Below are 19,722 nucleotides of genomic sequence, written 5' to 3'. Positions count from 1 at the left end.
AGCATCTGCTCGAGGCGAATTCGCCTGTGCCCGAGGCACTCACCCTCGGCTTCCAGCGAGCACTGCTGACCGGCAGCATCTTCCTCGTCGCCGCGGCCGTGATCGGCCTGCGCACCGGCAACGCACACGGAGACGGCGAACACCGCACGAACTGACCCCGGCGGGCTCGTCAGTCGAGGTTCTCGACGACGAGCCCGGCGAGGCGCTCACGGTCGGCGAGGATGTCGATTTCGACGATCTTCCCGCGCCGGATCGTGACGCCCATGACCGACAGCAGCTGCCCGTCGGCGATCGCGACCACTCCGGCGGCACCGTTGACGAGCGCCGGATGCGCGAACCGAGCCAACCGGGCGAACCCCAGGACCCGGCCCGCGACGGTCTCCGAGCCGCGCACCATCGTGGAGGCGCCTGCAGGCAATGCTCCGGTATCGGCGCGGAGCACGACATCCGGGTCGAGCACCGCCACGAGCGCGTCGAAGTCGCCGCTCCTCGCGGCCGCCAGGAACGCGTCGACGACCGCACGCTGACGGACCGGATCGGTGTCGGGAACCGGGGCTCCCTGCAGACGCCGGCGTGCGCGACTGGCCAGTTGCCGGGCGGCCGCGGGGGTTCGTTCCACGATCGGGGCGATGTCCTCGAAGGGCACCGCGAACATGTCGTGCAGCACGAACGCCAGTCGCTCCGCGGGGGCGAGCGTGCCGAGAACGACGAGCAGTGCAAGACCCACCGAATCGGCCAGCACCGCCTCCTGTTCGGGGTCGCCGCCGTCCGCCCGGGTCACGATCGGGTCGGGCACCGCCGCGTCCAGGGGATCTTCCCGCCGTGTCCTGCGTGACTGCAGCATGTTCAGACACACCCGCGCCACCACCGTGGTCAGCCAGCCGCCCAGGTTCTCGACGGTGTCGGCGTCGGTGCGGCTCAGTCGCAGCCAGGATTCCTGCACGGCGTCCTCGGCTTCGCCGATCGAGCCGAGCATCCGGTAGGCCACTGCACGCAGGCGCGTGCGATGGGCCTCGAACTGCTGCGCCAGCACGTCGTTCTCGTTCATCGGTCACATCCCCTCGGTCTCGGTCCGTCAACTGTGTGACCGGCGAAACGCGGCCGATGTGACGACGGCGCGTCGTCCGTGTCCCTCTGATGCGCGCAATGCATCCAGTTTCCCTGGTTCCGCTGTCCGATAGGGCCGTGGTTAACTAAAATGACGCTCACAGTCTCTGAAGGGCTGGACGGCATGTGGAAAGCGCAGCAGGTCGGACGTCTGTTTCTCGTCTCGGTACTCGCGGCACTGGCCGTGTGCGGGGTGAGCGCCACCGCGTCAGCGCACGCCCCGGCAGTCACCGGGAAGGTCGTCGCGCCGACACTCTCCCCCGCGAGCGGACAGGTCGTCGGCATCGCGCATCCTGTCGTCGTCCGGTTCACGTCGCCGGTGCCCGATCGCGTGCTCGCCGAGCGTGGTGTCCGGATCACTCCGTCGACAGCGGTGCCCGGGCAGTTCTCCTGGATCGACGACCGCACCGTGCAGTGGACGCCGGCGCACTTCTGGCCGGCCCAGACCCGGGTGACCGTCGAGGCCGCGGGCGCGAGGTCGCAGTTCCAGGTGGGTGACGCACTCGTCGCCGTCGCGAACACGACGACCCACCAGTTCACGGTCAGCATCAACGATCAGGTCGTGCAGACCATGCCGGCGTCCATGGGCAAACCCGGATACGAGACACCGCTCGGGACGTTCCCCGTCATCGAACAGTTCCGCGACATGGTCATGGATTCGTCGACGTACGGCGTCCCGATCGATGACGAGGAGGGCTACCGCCTCTACGTCGAGTACGCCACCCGCATCACGTGGGGTGGGATCTTCGTGCACGCCGCACCGTGGTCGGTGAACTCTCAGGGCTTCGAGAACGTCAGCCACGGCTGCATCAATCTCAGCACCGAGAACGCCCGGTGGTTCTACGACAACGCGAAGATCGGCGACCCGGTCATCGTCACCGATTGAGTAGCGGGCCGGAGACACAGAAAAGGCGGCTTCCCGTTTCCGGGAAACCGCCTTTTCTGATCATCTGGTCGGGCTGACAGGATTTGAACCTGCGACCACTTGACCCCCAGTCAAGTGCGCTACCAAGCTGCGCCACAGCCCGTCCACACCCTCGTTCAGGTGCTCGATGAGATTACATCAGGGGCAGTCCGTAACGCTAATCGCCTGGTCAGAGCGCATTCTGTCGGATCAGCGGTTTCGCCGCTCACGCTTTTCCCGCACCCGCACCGAGATGCGGACGGGGCTGCCGTCGAAATTGAACTCCTCGCGCAGACGCCGCTCCAGGAACCGGCGGTAGCCCGCCTCGAGGAACCCGGTCGTGAACAGCACGAACGTCGGCGGGCGTGTTCCGGCCTGCGTGGCGAACATCACGCGAGGCAGCCGGCCACCACGCATCGGCGGCGGAGTGGCGGCAATGACTTCCTTGAGCCAGGTGTTGAGCCGGCCCGTGGGAATGCGCTTGTCCCAGGACTCCAGTGCGGTGTCCAGGGCGGGGACGAGCTTCTGCACCGCGCGCCCCGTCTGCGCCGAGATGTTGACGCGCTGCGCCCACGGCACCCGCACCAGGTCCCGGTCGACCTCTCGGTCGAGCTGGAGGCGCCGGTCCTCGTCGACGAGATCCCACTTGTTGAACGCGATGACGAGGGCCCGGCCGGCGTCCGCCACCATGCTCAGCACGCGCAGGTCCTGCTCCGAGATCGGCTCGGATGCGTCGATCAGCAGAATCGCGACCTCGGCGGCCTCGATGGCGCTCTTCGTCCGCAGCGACGCGTAGAACTCGGCACCGCTGGCGTGGCTGACCCGCTTGCGCAGACCGGCGGTGTCGACGAAACGCCACGGCCTGCCGCCGAGCTCCACGATCGAGTCGACCGGATCGACGGTGGTGCCCGCGACGTTGTGGACCACCGAACGCTCGTCGCCCGACAGCTTGTTCAGCAGGCTCGACTTCCCGACGTTCGGCTTCCCGACCAGAGCCACGCGTCGCGGCCCGCCGCCGGGGATGCCTTCACGCGGGGTCTCCGGGAGCGCGGCGAGCACCTCGTCGAGGAGATCGCCGGTGCCGCGGCCGTGGGTCGCGCTCACCGAGTGCGGCTGTCCGAGACCGAGCGACCACAGTGCGGCCACCTCGGATTCGGTGCGGCCGTCGTCCACCTTGTTGGCAACCAGCAGAACCGGGGTCTTGGACCGGCGCAGCACCTTGGCCACGGCCTCGTCCGTTGCGGTGGCGCCGACCACGGCGTCCACGACGAGGAGGATCGCGTCCGCGGTCTGCATCGCCAGTTCCGCCTGGCGGGCCACCGACTGCTGCAGACCCTTGGCGTCGGGTTCCCAGCCGCCGGTGTCCTGCACCATGAAGCGGCGGCCACTCCAGTTCGCCTCGTAGGAGACGCGGTCCCGGGTGACACCGGGAATGTCCTCGACCACGGCTTCGCGTCGGCCGATGATCCGGTTGACGAGCGTCGACTTGCCGACGTTCGGGCGCCCGACCACTGCGAGGGTGGGAACCGGGACGTGGGACTCTCCGTCGCCGCCGTCTTCGAGGTCGAGGACCTCCCAGTCGGATTCCTCACTCCAGGTGCCGTCGCCTGCGAACTCGGTGGTGAATTGTTCGGTCACTGCCCTGCTCCAGTTCTTTCGCTTACCACCAGCAGCAACCTGCCGATCACGTCGTCGATTCCGAGTTCGCTGGTGTCGACAAGCACGGAATCGTCGGCCGGCCGCAGTGGCGACACGGCGCGCGTGGAGTCGAGGTGGTCACGACGCTGCACGTCGGCCAGCACGGCCGCGTAGTCGTCGCCTCGCCCCTCCGCGAGATTCTGCGCATTCCTGCGCTGTGCCCGGGCTTCCGCCGAGGCGGTGAGGTAGATCTTCACGTCGGCGTCCGGGATCACGACGGTGCCGATGTCCCGGCCCTCGACGACGATCCGTTCTGCCTCGCCCGCGAGACGACGCTGCGCCGCGACGAGCAGTTCACGCACGGCCGGTACGGCGGAGACAGCCGAGACGGCCTTGGTCACCGCGTCGCCGCGGATCTCCTCCCCCACGTCCTCCCCGTCGAGCAGGACCTGCTCACCCGCCGGGTCGGTGCCGATCGACCACGGCAGACCGGCGGTCGCGTCGGCGATCGCGGCGGGATCGGTGAGGTCCACGCCCTTGCGCAGCGCATGCAGCGTCGCGATGCGGTACATGGCGCCGGTGTCGAGGTAGCGGGCGTCGAGGCGCTGCGCCAGCATCCGCGAGACGCTCGACTTCCCGGTTCCGGAGGGGCCGTCCATCGCGACGACCAGCTTCGAGGTACTCACAGGCCCACCGCCCCGTAGAGACCGCCGACCTCGCCTCGACCGAGTACGCGGAGTGTGCCGGGACGCTGGTCGCCGAGAGCGACCGCGCCGATGTCCGTCCGGACGAGCCGGATGACGGGGTGTCCCACGGCGTCGAACAGGCGCCGCACGATGTGCTTGCGGCCTTCGTGCAGGGTGACGCGGACGAGCGACTTGCCCTCGTTGATGTCGAGGAGCGTGAACGTGTCGACCTTCGCCGGACCGTCGTCGAGCTCGACACCCTCCTTGAGCTTCTTTCCGACGCCGCGTTCGAGGGCACCCGACACGGTCGCCAGGTACGTCTTCGATACCTCGAAGGACGGGTGCATGAGCCGATGCGCCAGGTCACCGTCGTTGGTGAGCAGCAGCAGCCCCTCGGTGTCCGCGTCCAGGCGACCGACGTGGAACAACCGCTGACCTGCGGCGACCCGCTCGGAGACGATGTCGCCGACGCACGGGCGACCCAGGTCGTCCGACATCGTCGACTGCCAGCCGCGGGGCTTGTTCAGCGCGAGGTGGACAAGGTCCTTCTGCACGACGACCCGGACGCCGTCCACGCGCACCACCGCGTTCTCGGGGTCGATGCGCAGGCCCTGCTCGATGACGATGCGGCCGTCGACCTCGACGCGACCCTGCGAGATCAGTTCCTCGGCTGCACGGCGCGACGCGACGCCGGCCTGGGCGAGGACCTTCTGCAGTCGCATGCCGTCGCCCTGCGGCGGGCCCGCGGGCCGATCGGCGGCGTCGGCGTACTGGTGCCGGGCCGGCTTGGCATTGCTGATCTTGGGCGCGTGGGCCTGGGCGCGCTGCGGCTTGGCCGACTTGGGCTTGCCGCGTTTGTTCTTCGCGGCCGCGGCGTCGGGCCTGCCCGACTTCCCCTTGACGGCGTCCGACCTGGACGGACGCCGATCGGTCTCGGAGCGGCTCGGTCGCCCTCCGGCTTCCGACCTGTCCGAGCGACCCCCGGCCTCCGACCTGGTGGGGCGCTGCTTCTTGTTGTTGCGATCCGGTGTGCCATCTCGGCGAGCGGGTTTCTTCACTTTTGTACTATCCCTGTCAGTCTTCGGTGTCCAGCCCGGTGTCCAACTCTGCTGTGGAAGCCGTAGCTTTATTCATTCTCGCAAATCGTGGATCAGATTCCAGACTGTCACTGATGTCATCTATCAGATCCACGTCCGGCAACAGCGGAGCCAAGGCGGGAAGATCGGCGAGAGACGCCAAGCCGAGCCGTTCCAGGAAGAGCTCCGTCGTCGAATACTGCGTGGCGTTGGTATCGGGATCGACGCCGGCTTCGGCGATCAATCCGCGAGCGAGAAGTGTGCGCACCACACCATCCACGTTGACGCCGCGCACCGCACTGATCCGTGCGCGGGTCAACGGTTGACGGTATGCCACCACGGCCAGAGTTTCCAACGCCGCCCTCGTCAGTTTGGACCGCGCACCGTCGAGTAGGAGTCGTTCCACGTAGGGCGCGTACGCGGTGCGCGTATAGAGACGCCAACCGTCACCGGCATATCGGAGGTCCATCCCACTGCCACGGGCGGTGAGCTCGGCGGACATGCGGTTCAGCACGTCCGTGATGCGATTCACAGAAGCGCCGGTCGCGGAGGCGAGCTGTTCGGCTCCGGCGGGAGAGTCGACGATCAGCAGCAGCGACTCGAGAACAGCTTCGAGTTCGGTGTCCGACAGCTCGAGTTCTGCGTCGAGGGCGCCCAAGTCGTCCGACTCGTCGAACGGGGCCGAACTCATCCGTAATCCTCCTCGGTCACCGGGGCGTGTGCGCCTTCTCCGGTCCAGCTCACCAGCAATTCCCCGAGTGGCTCGGGCTGTTCGAACAACACCGACTGCTCGCGATACAGCTCGAGCAGCGCGAGGAATCTTGCCACGATCAGGGTGGTCACCTCGCACTCCGCGACCAGGTCGCCGAACGTCGCCCACTCCCCGGCTCCCCGTTCGCGGAGCAGTTCCAGCATCCGCGCCGCCTGTTCGGGCACCGACACCGCGTGCATGTCGTGCAGATGGTCGAGTCCCACGGTGGGCTTCGGGCGGGGTGTGAACACGGTCGCGGCGATCTCCGCGAACCGCTGCGGGTCGACCCCGAGCAACACTTCCGGCAGCAATTTCGTGAACTGGTCCTCCAGTGCCGCCGAACGCGGGTACCGGCGCAACGCGGCCGCCTCGAGCTCACCGAAGAGTTGCGCCACCTGCTTGTACGCGCGGTACTGCAGCAGCCGGGCGAACAGCAGGTCGCGCGCCTCGAGGAGCGCGAGGTCCTCGGCGTCCTCCACCTGGCCCGCCGGGAGTAGACGCGCCGCCTTCAGGTCGAGCAGCGTCGCCGCGACCACCAGGAATTCCGTGGTCTGATCGAGACCCATCTCCGTGCCCAGCGAGCGGGTGTAGGCGATGAAGTCGTCCGTCACCTGGTGCAGCGCGACCTCCGTCACATCCAGCTGTCGCTGGTTGATCAGGGTCAGGAGCAGGTCGAACGGTCCCTCGAAATTCCGCAGCGTCACCCGGAAGCCGGGCTTGACCGCGGGCGCCTGCTGATCCTCGGCCTGCGTTACCTGGGCCTGCGGGTCCTCGGTCTGCGGTGGAGCCGAAATGTCTTGCGTATTCACCACTTACCGGCCGGACCGGTGAATGACCTCGCGTGCAAGAGCACGGTACGCCTCGGCGCCGGTCGATTTCGGCGCCCAGGTGGTGATCGGTTCCCCGGCGACCGAGGTCTCGGGGAAGCGCACGGTGCGGTTGATCACGGTGTCGTACACGAGGTCCCCGAACACCTCCACCACACGGGCCATCACTTCACGCGCGTGCAGGGTCCGCGAGTCGAACATCGTCACGACGATGCCGGCGAGTTCGAGCCGCGGGTTGAGCCGGTCGTGGACCTTCTCGACCGTGTCGTTGAGCAGCGCCAGGCCGCGCAGGCTGAAGTACTCGCACTCCATCGGAATGATCACCGAGTCCGCGCAGGCCAACGCGTTGACGGTGAGCAGACCGAGGGACGGCTGGCAGTCGATCAGGACGTAGTCGTACCGGTCGAGCACCGGATGCAGCACCCGTCCGAGCGTCTGTTCCCGCCCGACCTCGGTGACGAGCTGAATCTCCGCCGCCGACAGGTCGATGTTGCTCGGCAGGAGGTCGAGGCCCTCGACGCGTGTCCGCATCAGGACGTCGTCGATCGCGACGCGGGGTTCGACGAGCAGGTTGTGGACGGTCAGTTCGAGGTCGTGATGCGCGACGCCGAGCCCCGCGGACAGCGCCCCCTGGGGATCGAGGTCGACGAGCAGGACACGTCGGCCGAATTCGGCGAGCGACGCTCCCAGGTTGATCGTCGACGTCGTCTTGCCGACGCCACCCTTCTGGTTGCACATCGCGATGATCTTGGCCGGGCCGTGCGAGGGCAGCGGGGCGGGTTCCGGCACCGCACGTGTCGGCCGTCCCGTGGGCCCGAGCTCCTCCTCCACGACCACGGCAGCGTCCTCGAACAAGGCTGCGGGTTCGGATTGCCGCACGTCGAACATGTCGCCCTCCTGTTGCGAGTGCTCTGACTCCGCCGCTGGCGGCTGCGGTGTCACCACGGTCCGATGATCCCCTGTTCTCTCGATGATCGCTGCCGATCCCACATCGTTATACGAACGCTACCGCCTCGTACCGTGAAATTTCCCCTCGACACGCTTTCCGTCACCTCGCCCGGGGGTGCGCTCCGGCCCACACCTCGCGCAGCGCACCCACTGTCACCAGCGTATATATCTGGGTGGTCGTCACCGAGGCATGCCCCAGCAGCTCCTGGACGACGCGGACGTCGGCGCCGCCGTCGAGCAGATGCGTCGCGAACGAGTGACGGAGCGTGTGCGGTGACACCGCCGACGAGATGCCCGCCGCGTCCGCCGCGGTCTGCAGCACCTTCCATGCGCTCTGGCGGGACAGGCGTCCGCCGCGGACATTGAGGAACAGCGCGGGTGTTCCGCGTGATGCCAGCGCCGGCCGGCCCCGGATCAGGTAGGCGTCGAGGGATTCGACGGCGGGCCGGCCCACCGGCACCACCCGCTGCTTGCCGCCCTTGCCCCGCAGCAGCACCGACCGGGTCTCGGTGTCGACGTCGTCGACGTCCAGGCCCACGGCTTCGGAGATGCGGGCGCCCGTCGAATACAGCAGTTCGAGGAGCGCGCGGTCGCGGACCGCCCGCGGACCGTCGGCGGGTCCGCTGCCGCCGACCGCCTCCAGCAGCGCCAGCACCTCGTTGACCGGCAGCGATTTGGGGAGCCGTTTCGCCGGCGACGGTGGCCGCACGTCCCGGGCGACGTCCACTGCGGTCATCCCCTCGGCCGCGGCGAACCGGTGGAATCCGCGCACCGCGATCAGGGCGCGGGCCGCCGAGCTCGCGGCCAGCGGCGGCAGTTCACGATTCGGATCGCCGGTGCGCAGCGCGATCACGAAGTCGCTGACATCCTGTTCGCGGATCCGGCCGATGTCGGTGACCTCCCGGTCGGCGAGGAACTGCGTGTACCGCTCGAGGTCGCGGCGATACGAGCCGAGGGTGTTGCGGGCGGCTCCGCGCTCGACGGCCAGGTGATCGAGGTACGAATCCACCTGCCGCGCAATCACCATGTCATGCCCGCGCGGCCTCGTCCCCGCCGGCGCGCGAGCGTTTCCTCTCGCTGAACCTGTCGGGGCGATCGACCCAGGGCACGGTCACGTCGCGGAGTTCGCCGACACCGCCCGGGCGGGACCGGGCAGCGGCGAGTGCCATCACTCCGGCCACGGCCGTGGCGTTGACGATGGTCCCGTTCAGCACCATCGACACGACCTCGTCGAGCGGAATCCGCTCGATCTCGAGGTCGGCTTCCTCGTCCTCCGGGTCGGGCCGGTCCACCTCGTACAGGTCCTCGGCGAGGAACACGCGCACCGACTCGTCCGTGAACCCGGGTGAGAGAACGACATCCACGAGAACGGACCAGCGACGGGCCCCGAGTCCGGTCTCCTCCGCCAGCTCGCGCCCGGCCGCGTCGACCGGGTCCTCCCCCGGCTCGTCCAGCAAGCCCGCCGGGATCTCCCACAACCGGCGCCCCACCGGGTGCCGGTACTGGTGGATCAGGACCACCCGGTCCTCGTCGTCGAGCACCACGACGGCGACGGCGCCGTGGTGCTCGACGACCTCGCGTTCGGCGGCCCGGCCGTCCGGCATCGCGACGTGATCCACGCGCAGGGCGAGGATCGCGCCGCTGTAGACGGCGCGCGAGTCGAGGGTCTCGAATTCGTGCCGGCCGGTGTCGGTCATGGTCGGTCTCGCCCTATCCCGCGCTGTCGACGGACGCGACCTCGTCGCGGTCGGCGGAGTCGGCGAGTTCGTCATCGGTAGCGACGGCGGCCCGCTCCTCACCGTGCACGTCGACGGGAAGCCGCTCTTCGAGCTTGTGCCTCAGCGCCGCGTCGACGAACGCCGCGAACAGCGGGTGCGGACGCGTCGGACGGCTCTTCAGCTCGGGGTGCGCCTGCGTCGCGACGAAGAACGGGTGCTGGTCGGCCGGGTACTCGACGAACTCGACGAGGTGACCGTCGGGCGAGGTTCCGCTGAACCGGAGTCCGCTCTTCGCGATCCGGTCGCGGTACGCGTTGTTGACCTCGTAGCGGTGACGGTGACGTTCCGACACCTCTTCGCTGCCGTACGCGCGGGCTACCACGGACCCCTTCGTGAGGACGGCGGGGTACGCGCCGAGGCGCATCGTGCCGCCGAGATCCGCCTCGCCGGCGATGACGTCTTCCTGGTCGGCCATCGTGGAGATCACGGGGTGCGTGGTCTCGGGCTCGAACTCGGCGGAGTTGGCGTCGTCGAGGCCCACGCTGCGCGCAGCCTCGATCACGACGCACTGCAGGCCGAGGCACAGTCCGAGCAGCGGGATCTTCCGGTGACGGGCGTACCGGATCGCGCCGAGCTTGCCCTCGATACCGCGGATTCCGAAGCCGCCGGGAATCAGCACGCCGTCGACGTCGCCGAGGGCGGCCTGCGCGCCCGCCTCCGTCTCACACGCGTCGGACGGCACCCAGGAAATTTCCACCTTCGAGCGGTTCGCGAAGCCGCCGGCGCGCAGCGCCTCGGTGACGGACAGGTAGGCGTCCGGCAGGTCGACGTATTTTCCGACCAGGGCGATCCGCACGGTCTCGCGCGGCTGGTGGACGCGCTCGAGCAGGTTGCCCCACACGGTCCAGTCCACGTCGCGGAACGGCAGACCCAGCTGACGCACCACGTAGGCGTCGAGGCCCTCGCTGTGCAGCACCTTCGGGATGTCGTAGATCGAGGGCGCGTCGGGGGTCGAGATGCAGCCGTCGACGTCGACGTCGCACATGAGCGCGATCTTGTTCTTCAGCGCGGGGGGTACCTCGCGGTCGCAGCGCAGGATCAGCGCGTCGGGCTGGATACCGATGTTCCGCAGGGCCGCGACCGAGTGCTGGGTGGGCTTCGTCTTGAGCTCACCCGACGGCGCCAGGTACGGAACCAGGGAGACGTGGAGGAAGAAGACGTTGTCGCGACCGACGTCGTGGCGCACCTGACGGGCGGCCTCGAGGAACGGCTGCGACTCGATGTCACCGACGGTGCCACCGATCTCGGTGATGACGACGTCGGGCTGGTGTCCCTGGAGGTCCGGTCCGCTCATGGCGAGGATCCGGCTCTTGATCTCGTCCGTGATGTGCGGGATGACCTGGACGGTGTCGCCGAGGTATTCACCGCGCCGCTCCTTGGCGATGACCGTCGAATACACCTGGCCGGTGGTGACATTCGCCTGACCGGACAGGTCGCGGTCGAGGAAGCGCTCGTAGTGGCCGACGTCGAGGTCGGTCTCGGCGCCGTCTTCGGTGACGAAGACCTCACCGTGCTGGAACGGGTTCATCGTGCCCGGATCGACGTTGAGATACGGATCCAGTTTCTGCATGGTCACGCGCATTCCCCGCGCGGTGAGCAATTGCCCGAGGCTCGAGGCTGTGAGGCCCTTGCCGAGTGAGGAGGCGACGCCGCCGCTCACGAAGATGTGCTTGGTAGCGGTACGCGAATGAGTGCGTGACTGTGGCAAAGGGGCTCCCGTGACGACTGTGCAGGGCTTGGTCTGTTCGAGCAATGCTGGGGCCTGCCGACCCACGGGACTTCACGGTAACACCTTGTCGTACGTCCCGGAAACAACGCGCCGCGATTGCCCGCCCCGATGTGACGCGCGCTACGCCGGGGTGGCCCCGACGGTGACTCCGGTCGTGCCGGGCCCGGTGCCGTACCGGCCGGCGCCGCCGTTCAGTTGCTCCTGCAGCGCGAGCGGAACGGTGATCTTGCCCGCTTCCCGGTCGATGTTGTCGATCGTCGTGAGCGCCGCGGAGAGGGCCGCGTCGGCCCGCGCGACGGCGACCGCACCGTTGCCCTGCGCCGACGCCGGACGCCCGGCGAGAACCGCCCCGGCACCGCGCGAATCCAGCGCGCCCGCGAACCGGGCCACCACCGCGCCGCGGTTGCCGCTGACACCGTCCTCCACGTCGCGGTCGCCGGTCAGCACCACCGCGACCTGTGCCGGTTGGACCGCACCGTCGTCGTAGCTGACAAATCCCGCACCGCGGAGGGTCTCGAGAGCGAGCGCCATCTCCTGTGCGGAACTCTGCGGCTGGCCCGTCTCCTTACCCAGCATGAGGACCGAACCGAGCAGGTCGCCTGCGAGGCTGCCCTGGTCGACGGCCCCGGTCTTCAACGTGACACCCGCAGGGATCACATTGTTGACGACCGTCCGGAGCCGGTCACCGCCCGTCGCGTCCACGAACGAATCGGTCAACGACACCCGGCCGGTCACCGACCCACCTGCCTGAGCGATCATGCGGTTGACCCCGTCGAGGTCGGCGGGGTCGGCATCCGGGGTCGTCACGACCATCACGGTGCGTTGCGCCAGAGTGTCGGCCACCACGCGGCCGCCCACGGCGGAATCGAAGCCGTCCGCCGAGTTCAGCTGCTCGGTCAGCTGGTTGTTGCGTTCGTTCGCCTTCTCCACGTCGGTCTGCAGGTCGGCCTTGTCGTCGCGCAGCCCCGAGACGAGACCGCTCGACAACAGGCCGGAACCCATCACCACGCCTATTGCCAGAGCCAGGAAGATCGCCGCAATGGAAATGGCATGGTGACGCAGAGAAATCACTTGAAGAACCCCTGGACCCACAACGCGAAGCTGTTCCATGTCGCGACGGCCCAGTCCAGTGCCTCACCACCGATGTTCGACACCACCAGGGCCACGATCACCGCAACCAGTGCGGCCAGTACGAGCAGCGCGATCGCGCCGCCCGACACGCGGCTCCGGTACAGGGTCGCCACGGCCTTCGCGTCCACCAGTTTCGGCCCGACCTTCAGCCGGGTCATGAACGCGGACGGGTTGCTGTCGCGGCGGCCGCGGTCGAAGAATTCGTCGAGGGAGACGGTGCTCCCGACCGTGACGATCAGCGACGCGCCGTGATGATCGGCCAGCAGCAGCGCCAGGTCGGACGGGGACCCGGAGGCGGGGAACGTCATCGCTCCGATGCCGAGGTCCTGGATCCGTGACAGACCGGGGGCGTGACCGTCCTGGTCGGCGGGGAGCACCACCTCGGCGCCCGACTTGAGCGTCGCGCTGGTGATGTCCTCGGGGTCGCCGACGATGAGGTCGGGGCGATAGCCCGCCGACTTCAGGACGTCGGCGCCTGCCCCGACGCCGATGAGGATCGGCGAGTACTCCTTGATGAACGGCTTGAGGTTCTTCAGGTCGGACGCGTGGTCCGGGCCGTCGGACACGATCACGACGTGCCGTTCCTTCATGTCGACGTCGACGTCGGGGACGCCGACTCCGTCGATCAGCAGCGGACTTTCGGTGCGGATGAACTCGATGGTGTTGCCGGAGAACGCCTCGAGGTGGTCGACCAGACCGGTCTTCGCCTCGATCATCCGGTCGGAGATCTCCGCCTCGGTCTGTTCGTCGCCCTTCGCGATGCGCCGTTCCCCGGAGTAGACACCTCCCCCGTTCACCCGGACCTTGCTGCCGTCCTTGATGCTCTTGAAGATCTCGGTGCCTGCCGAATCCACCAGGAGGATCCCGTTGGCGACGATCACCTCCGGTCCGAGGTTGGGATAGCGCCCCGAGATGGAGGGCGACGCGTTGATCACTGCGAGAACGCCGGCCTTCACCAGGGCGTCCGCGGTCCCGCGATCGAGGTCGAGCTCGTCGAGAACGACGATGTCACCGGGTCCGACGCGTCGCAGCAACTTGGCCGTGTTGCGATCCACCCTGGCGATGCCGCTGACCCCAGGCAAAGTTTCGGTGTTACGTGACAGCAGTGCCGGCATCTTCATGAGTTCGATGATGGACCGGAAGCCGGACCGACCTGTGGAGGCGCGCCGAACCGTTTACCACATCAGTCACACCATTACCACGGGTGCGGGCGGTCCGCAGGACCGGTCAGGCGGAACGCTCGGCGTTGGCGGTGGCCAAGAGCTCCTCCGCGTGGGCGCGACCGGTCTCGGTGTCGTCGAGTCCGGCGAGCATGCGCGCCAGTTCGACAACCCGTTCGTCGTCGGTGAGCGTGTGCACACCACTGCTGACGACGCCGTCCGCGTCGTCGACCTTGTCGACCACCAGGTGGGTGTCCGCGAACGCCGCGACCTGCGGCAGGTGCGTCACGACGATGACCTGGTGTGTCCGGGCGAGCCGGGCCAGTCGCCGGCCGATCTCGACTGCGGCCCGACCGCCGACGCCGGCGTCGACCTCGTCGAACACCATCGTCGCGCCCGAGTCGGAACCGGCGAGCACCACCTCGAGTGCCAGCATCACGCGCGAGAGTTCACCGCCGGACGCGCTCTTGCTGATGGGCAGCGACTGTGCGCCGCTGTGCGCCGACAGCCGGAATTCCACTTCGTCGACGCCGGACGAACCCGCGTGCAGTTCCGTCCCGTCGACGGTGAGCGGTGCCGTGTCCTGAGGTCCGGCGATCCGGGGCCGGACGGACACCTCGAGAGCGGCCCGGCCCATCGCCAGACCAGCGAGTTCGGAACTGACGGCCTTGGCGAGCTTGACCGCCGCCTTGACGCGGGCGGCGGTCAGCTTCGACGCGGCCTCCGCGGTGGACGCCGCCGACTCCTCGACCTGCTTCGTCAGCGCCGCCAATGCATCGGAGGACACGTCGATCTTCTCGAGCCTCGCACGGGCGTTGTCTGCCCATTCCAGTACGCCGTCGACGTCGGCAGCGTACTTGCGGGTGAGGTTCTTCAGTTCCGCCTGCCGCGACAGCAAGGAGTCCAGTGCCCCCGGATCCGCGGGAAGCCCGGCGAGATACGTGGTCAGGTCGGCGGAGACGTCCGTGATCACCGCGATCGCGTCGGCGAGGCGCGGTCCGAGCCCGTCCAGTTCGGGGTCGGTGGTCGATTCGATCCGGGCCCGCGCCTCGGACAACAGATCCAACGCGGGTGCGCCGACGCCGTCGCCGTCCATGTCGTCGCCGCCGGCGAGCGCGGCGTGCGCTTCCTCGGCCGCAGAGCGCAGCGAGTCGAGTTCACTGAGCCTGCGCACCTCCGACACGATCGACTCGTCCTCACCCGGGGTGGGCGCGACGCCGTCGATCTCGTTGAGGGCGAACGTCAGTTGGTCGGCTTCCTGCGCGAGTTCCCGGGTGCGCCCGGTGCGTTCGATCAGTTCGGTTCGCGCGGTCACCCATTCGTCGCGGTGCTTGCGGTACCGCGCCAGCAGCGGGCCGACCGTCTTGTCCGCGAACCTGTCCAGGGCGGCGCACTGCTGGTCGGGCCGGAGCAGCCGCAGCTGATCGTTCTGCCCGTGGACGGTGAGCAGTGGGTCGGTGAACTCGGACAGCACACCCGCCGGAACGCTGCGCCCGCCCAGGTGGGCGCGGGACCGTCCGTCGCTGCCGACGGTCCGCACCGCAATGATGGTGCCGTCCTCGTCTCGCTCGGCGCCGGTCGATTCGAGGAGCCGGGTCACGGCCCGTTCGACGTGCTCCGAGCCCTCGTCCGTCATGAACCGGCCCTCGACCACGGCACGGGGCGCGCCGAGACGCACCCGGCCCGCGTCTGCCCGCGCACCGCTGAGCAGGTGCAGGCTCGTCACCACCATCGTCTTGCCCGCACCGGTCTCACCGGTGAGCACCGTCAAACCTTCGTGGAATTGCGCCGACGCCTCGGAGATCACACCGAGGTTGTCGATCCTGATCTCTGCCAGCACGTTTAGGGCTTCCTTCCTCGCCACCCGGTGACGGGCAGCTCGAACTTTCGCACCATCCGGTCTGCGAACGGCGCCGAATCCAGTCGTATCCACCGAACGGGTTCCTTGCCACGCACCACTTCGACGCGGGCGCCCGCGGGTAGCTCGAGGGTCCGGCGACCGTCGCAGAACACCAGACCGTCGTGGCTGCCGGCCACCGTCTCCACCGCGATCAGCGAGTTCGGGCTCGTCACGAGTGGGCGCGCGAACAGCGCGTGCGCGTTGCTCGGGACCACGAGCAGGGCCTCCAGCTCCGGCCACACCACGGGGCCACCTGCCGAGAACGCGTATGCCGTCGACCCGGTCGGGGTGGAGATGAGGACGCCGTCGCAGCCGAAGGCCGACACGGGGCGGCCGTCCACCTCGAGCACCACCTCGAGGACACCGAGCCGGGACCGGTTCTCGATGCTCGCCTCGTTGAGTGCCCAGCCGCGTTCGATGATTTCGTCGTCCACCCGGACCAGCACGTCCAGCGTCATGCGGTGTTCGATGCGGTACTCACGACGCACCACCTGGGCGAGCGCCTCGTCGAGGTGCTCGGCCTCCGTTTCCGCGAGGAACCCGATGCGGCCCAGGTTGATGCCCAGAACCGGAATGGACGCGGCCTGGGCGAGTTCCGCTGCCCGCAGGAACGTTCCGTCTCCGCCGAGCACGAGCACCATCTCGCAACCGAGGGCGGCGTCGGGGCCGGCCTGGACGATGGTGACTTCCAGCCCGGGGACCAGGAATTCGTCGGCCGCCATGCCGTCCATCGGTTCGATTCGGGTGCTGTCGACCTCGTCGACGAGGACGCGCAGTCCGATCCCGGCCCGCTCGAAGATCTTGCCGACGCGTCGCGCGGTCTCCGTGATCTCGGCGCGGCCCGGGTGCGCAACGAGCAGGATTTCCCGCTCGCGTTGCTGGGTGCCGCTGCTTCCCCCGCTCACTGTGGTCCCTCCTGCACCGCGGTGCGGATCAACTCTTCTATCGACTCGACCGGTACATCATCCGCCCCGGGTGTGACATCCGCGCGGAGCCACAGGAAGTACTCGACGTTCCCCGACGGTCCCGGCAGCGGACTGGCCACTGCACCGACGGTACGCAGTCCCAGCGACGCTGCCGTCTTCGCGACATCCAGTACCGCGGCGACGCGCAACTCCGGGTCACGCACCACACCACCGGAGCCCACGTGGTCCTTGCCGACCTCGAACTGCGGCTTCACCATCGGAATCAGATCTGCGCCGTCGGTTACGCAGGCGACGAACGCCGGGAGGACGAGCTTCAGGGAGATGAACGAGAGGTCCGCGACCACCAGATCGACCGGGCCACCGATCTGCTCGACGTCGATGGATCGCACGTTGGTCCGGTCGATGACGTGGACGCGGTCGTCGGACTGCAGCCGCCACACCAGCTGGCCGTAGCCGACGTCCACCGCCACGACCTCCCGCGCGCCGTGGTGAAGCAGCACGTCGGTGAAGCCGCCGGTGGACGCGCCTGCGTCGAGGCAGCGCTTGGCCTCGACCTCGAGTCCGCGGGGGCCGAACGCCTCGAGCGCACCGAGGAGTTTGTGGGCTCCGCGCGATGCCCAGGACACTTCGTTGTCGACCTCGACCACCCGCAGCGGAGTTCCCGCTTCGATTGCGGTGGCGGGTTTGGTCGCTGCCGCTCCCGAGATCAGTACTCGGCCGGAGGCGATGAGTTCTTGCGCGTGTTCGCGGGACCGGGCCAGTCCCCGCCGAACGAGTTCGGCATCCACCCGTGCTCGACGGGCCACGTCAGATCTTGTCCACGGTGGCCAGCGCCTCCACCAGCACGTCGTGCGCCTTCTCGAGAAGATGGGCTTTGCGTGGGATGACTCCGACGCCGTGCTCGTCGTCAGGATCCGGTTCGACGGCTCCGAGCCGCGACAACAATCCATCGACCTCCGAGTGGATCGTCTCGGGGTCGACACTCTGAGGAGGCCCAGGTAGATGGGCTCCCGGGCGCGGTATTGGCGTGCTCATCGGGCACAACGCTAGTCCATCGCGTTCCGATACGCATACAGCGAATCGCGTGACGGACAACGCGGGTCTGCCGGGTTTCAGGCACCCCAGCCGGAGGCGACCGCACTCACCGCGGGCGTCGTCGACGTGATTCGCGCGAAGTCGGGGAACTTCCAGGCAGCAACGGCCACGGCCCGCAGCAGAGCGGCCGAATCCACCGGCGCGGCGGAATCGGCGGTCGGTTCGATCACCAGGTCGGTGCCGTCGAACTCGACGGACCACCGGCTGTCCTCGCCGATGAGGGATTCCTCGGCGGGGCGGTTGAGCGCGTCCAGTTCGGACGCCAGATAGGTGGGCCGTTGCTCCGGGGCGGCACGCAGCACGTCGACCGCGGTGCTCACTCCGGTGAGCACCAGCAGCGAGTCGAGACCGACATTGTTGGCGCCTTCGATGTCGGTGTCCAGCCTGTCGCCCACGACGAGCGGGCGCGAGCACCCGCTGCGGAGCATCGCGTCTTCCATCAGCGGCGCGGCCGGTTTACCCGCCACGAGAGGTTCGCGGGACGTCGCCGTGCGTAGCGCCGCGACCATCGATCCGTTGCCGAGGACGAGTCCGCGTTCGGTGGGGAGGGTCGAGTCCAGGTTCGCCGCCACCCAGACCGCTCCGGCCCGGATCGCGAGGGTCGCCTCGGCGAGTATCGCCCAGTCCGTCGTCGGCGAATGTCCTTGGACGACAGCCGCGGGCGCGTCCTCGAACGACCGCACCGGGCGCAGTCCGACGTTCCGGACTTCGTCGGCGAGCGCTTCGGTGCCCACGATCAGGACCGGCGAATCGGGGGCGACGTTCTCCGCGAGCAGCCTGGCCGCGGACTGGGAACTCGTCACCACCGTCGACTCGTCGGCGTCGAACCCGAGTTCGGTCAGGTGTTCCGCGACCTCGCCCGGGCTGCGACTGGCGTTGTTGGTCACGTAGTAGCAGGACTGCTCCGCGGCCGCCAAAGCCTCTCGCGCGCCGGGGATTTCCTGCGACCCCTGGTACAGGGTGCCGTCGAGGTCGAGCAGCAGGGCGTCGTAGCCGTCGCGCAGAGCCGTCACTGATCGTCTCCGGTCAGCTCGGCCACACGCTCCTCCGCGTCGGTGTCACCCTCGAGATCCGCGGCGGCGGAATTGAGGAACCACTTGAGTCCGTCCTCGATGCGGCCGGCAGCCACCAAGGCGTCCGCATACGCGTAGAACAGGCGAGCGGCACCGGGTCCGGTCCGCGAGGCGTCGAGATCGGGGGTCTGCAGCGTGACCACGGCCTGGTCGAACTGACCGAGGTCCATGCGCGCCCCGGCGACCACCATGCGCAGCTCGGCTGCCTCGTCACCGGACAGCGCAGCAGCTTCCTCGCTCCGACCGAGTTCGATCGCACGCTCCGGGCGGCCCAGTCCGCGTTCGCAGTCCGCCATGACCGCGAGCAGTCCGGGACCGCCGGCCATGCGACGAGCGGCGCGCAACTCCGACAGCGCCTCGGCCCATTCGCCGGCGTGGTACGCGGTGATACCCGCGGCCTCACGCACGATGGCAATGCGGCCCGCACGCTGGCGCGCGGCGCGAGCATGCGCGAGCGCAAGTCGCGGATCGTCGTCGACGAGCTTGCCTGCCATCACCAGGTGACGCGCAACCGTGTTCGCGTTTGTCTTGTCCAGGCTCAGCAGGTCGCGGCGTACAGCGGGATCGAGCTCGCCGGCCTCGACGTTCTCGGGCAGATCCGGTTCGTCCGGACGCGCCTGCTGCCGCTGCGGACGGTCACCTTCACGTCCGCGAGGCGCGAAGCCGCCCTCGCCGCCACGACGGGGTCCACCACCGCGACGGTCGCCACCGGCGCCGCCACGATTGTCGCGCGAATCGCGACGGGGACCACCGGTCGAGCCACCCCGACCCGAACCGCCGGCGCCGCCGGACGCACCGCCCCGATTGCTGTTGGAGGCACCGCCCCGATTGCTGTTGGAGGCACCGCCTCCGCGGAAGGATCGACGTCCGTCGTCACTCTCCGACACAGTCATTCCTTTCACACAAACCACGAAAGGGGACCCAGTATATTGGGTCCCCTTTCGGTAACGGATGTTCGGCGGTGTCCTACTCTCCCACACCCTGTCGGGTGCA

Annotated in this window: 19 protein-coding genes and 1 tRNA gene; 1 reads left to right on the top strand and 19 read right to left on the bottom strand. The window is 68.6% G+C overall.

What is annotated here, in order from left to right; genetic code table 11:
- Window positions 1-169 precede the first annotated feature (169 nt).
- Window positions 170-1,048: a sigma-70 family RNA polymerase sigma factor gene (locus QM693_RS35360; protein ID WP_280784898.1), complete on the bottom strand. Its 879-nt coding sequence runs from the start codon at window positions 1,046-1,048 to the stop codon at window positions 170-172.
- Between the two features lie 183 nt (window positions 1,049-1,231).
- Here QM693_RS35360 and QM693_RS35355 point away from each other — a divergent pair, with 183 nt between their 5' ends.
- Window positions 1,232-1,993, top strand: coding sequence for a L,D-transpeptidase (locus tag QM693_RS35355; protein WP_317570609.1), 762 nt, complete (start codon window positions 1,232-1,234; stop codon window positions 1,991-1,993).
- A 65-nt stretch (window positions 1,994-2,058) separates the two neighbouring features.
- Here the strand turns inward: QM693_RS35355 and QM693_RS35350 are convergent.
- The 18 genes from QM693_RS35350 to QM693_RS35265 form a co-directional block, all read right to left on the bottom strand.
- A tRNA-Pro gene (locus QM693_RS35350) sits at window positions 2,059-2,135 on the bottom strand.
- An 86-nt stretch (window positions 2,136-2,221) separates the two neighbouring features.
- A complete protein-coding gene (gene der / locus QM693_RS35345; protein ID WP_011594125.1) occupies window positions 2,222-3,649 on the bottom strand; it encodes a ribosome biogenesis GTPase Der in 1,428 nt (475 codons plus the stop codon).
- Window positions 3,646-4,335 (bottom strand): (d)CMP kinase, encoded by a 690-nt coding sequence (cmk, locus tag QM693_RS35340; RefSeq protein WP_009473592.1) that lies wholly within the window; start codon window positions 4,333-4,335, stop codon window positions 3,646-3,648. The genes der and cmk overlap by 4 nt, the downstream gene beginning before the upstream one ends.
- On the bottom strand, window positions 4,332-5,393 hold the full coding sequence (locus tag QM693_RS35335; protein ID WP_280784901.1) for a pseudouridine synthase: 1,062 nt from the start codon (window positions 5,391-5,393) through the stop codon (window positions 4,332-4,334). The genes cmk and QM693_RS35335 overlap by 4 nt, the downstream gene beginning before the upstream one ends.
- A gap of 16 nt (window positions 5,394-5,409) precedes the next feature.
- Window positions 5,410-6,102 (bottom strand): SMC-Scp complex subunit ScpB, encoded by a 693-nt coding sequence (gene scpB, locus QM693_RS35330; RefSeq protein WP_283354627.1) that lies wholly within the window; start codon window positions 6,100-6,102, stop codon window positions 5,410-5,412.
- The gene (locus QM693_RS35325) at window positions 6,099-6,974 is read right to left on the bottom strand and encodes a segregation and condensation protein A (protein WP_280784903.1); all 876 of its coding nucleotides are present in this window, start codon (window positions 6,972-6,974) and stop codon (window positions 6,099-6,101) included. Before QM693_RS35325 ends, scpB begins: the two co-directional genes overlap by 4 nt.
- Window positions 6,975-7,979, bottom strand: a complete 1,005-nt coding sequence (locus QM693_RS35320) for a ParA family protein (protein WP_016880789.1) — start codon at window positions 7,977-7,979, stop codon at window positions 6,975-6,977.
- Between the two features lie 58 nt (window positions 7,980-8,037).
- Entirely contained in the window at window positions 8,038-8,964 is a 927-nt protein-coding gene (xerD, locus tag QM693_RS35315; protein WP_283354626.1) for a site-specific tyrosine recombinase XerD, read from the bottom strand.
- A gap of 1 nt (window position 8,965) precedes the next feature.
- Window positions 8,966-9,634: an NUDIX domain-containing protein gene (locus QM693_RS35310; RefSeq protein ID WP_283354625.1), complete on the bottom strand. Its 669-nt coding sequence runs from the start codon at window positions 9,632-9,634 to the stop codon at window positions 8,966-8,968.
- A 13-nt stretch (window positions 9,635-9,647) separates the two neighbouring features.
- The gene (pyrG, locus tag QM693_RS35305; RefSeq protein WP_283335178.1) at window positions 9,648-11,423 is read right to left on the bottom strand and encodes a CTP synthase; all 1,776 of its coding nucleotides are present in this window, start codon (window positions 11,421-11,423) and stop codon (window positions 9,648-9,650) included.
- 141 nt (window positions 11,424-11,564) lie between these two features.
- Window positions 11,565-12,515, bottom strand: a complete 951-nt coding sequence (locus QM693_RS35300) for a copper transporter (protein WP_280784906.1) — start codon at window positions 12,513-12,515, stop codon at window positions 11,565-11,567.
- Window positions 12,512-13,696 carry a putative cytokinetic ring protein SteA gene (steA, locus tag QM693_RS35295; RefSeq protein WP_283335179.1) on the bottom strand — a complete coding sequence of 395 codons (1,185 nt, stop codon included), beginning with the start codon at window positions 13,694-13,696 and terminating at the stop codon, window positions 12,512-12,514. Before steA ends, QM693_RS35300 begins: the two co-directional genes overlap by 4 nt.
- A gap of 106 nt (window positions 13,697-13,802) precedes the next feature.
- Complete coding sequence (recN, locus tag QM693_RS35290) at window positions 13,803-15,575, bottom strand: DNA repair protein RecN (protein ID WP_283335180.1); 1,773 nt, start codon at window positions 15,573-15,575, stop codon at window positions 13,803-13,805.
- Window positions 15,576-15,577: 2 nt separating this feature from the next.
- Complete coding sequence (locus tag QM693_RS35285; RefSeq protein ID WP_009473603.1) at window positions 15,578-16,540, bottom strand: NAD kinase; 963 nt, start codon at window positions 16,538-16,540, stop codon at window positions 15,578-15,580.
- Window positions 16,537-17,367, bottom strand: coding sequence for a TlyA family RNA methyltransferase (locus QM693_RS35280; RefSeq protein ID WP_283354624.1), 831 nt, complete (start codon window positions 17,365-17,367; stop codon window positions 16,537-16,539). Before QM693_RS35280 ends, QM693_RS35285 begins: the two co-directional genes overlap by 4 nt.
- A 1-nt stretch (window position 17,368) precedes the next feature.
- Window positions 17,369-17,596, bottom strand: a complete 228-nt coding sequence (locus QM693_RS35275) for a hypothetical protein (protein WP_280784909.1) — start codon at window positions 17,594-17,596, stop codon at window positions 17,369-17,371.
- Window positions 17,597-17,673: 77 nt separating this feature from the next.
- A complete protein-coding gene (locus QM693_RS35270; RefSeq protein WP_283335183.1) occupies window positions 17,674-18,669 on the bottom strand; it encodes an HAD-IIA family hydrolase in 996 nt (331 codons plus the stop codon).
- Window positions 18,666-19,622: a tetratricopeptide repeat protein gene (locus QM693_RS35265; RefSeq protein ID WP_280784911.1), complete on the bottom strand. Its 957-nt coding sequence runs from the start codon at window positions 19,620-19,622 to the stop codon at window positions 18,666-18,668. The genes QM693_RS35270 and QM693_RS35265 overlap by 4 nt, the downstream gene beginning before the upstream one ends.
- Window positions 19,623-19,722 lie beyond the last annotated feature (100 nt).

This window comes from Rhodococcus sp. IEGM 1305, assembly GCF_030058635.1.
In the GTDB taxonomy this organism is placed as follows: domain Bacteria; phylum Actinomycetota; class Actinomycetes; order Mycobacteriales; family Mycobacteriaceae; genus Rhodococcus_F; species Rhodococcus_F opacus_D.
The sequence above is the reverse complement of the archived record's forward strand: the minus strand, read 5'-3'. Positions and strand labels throughout refer to the sequence as shown.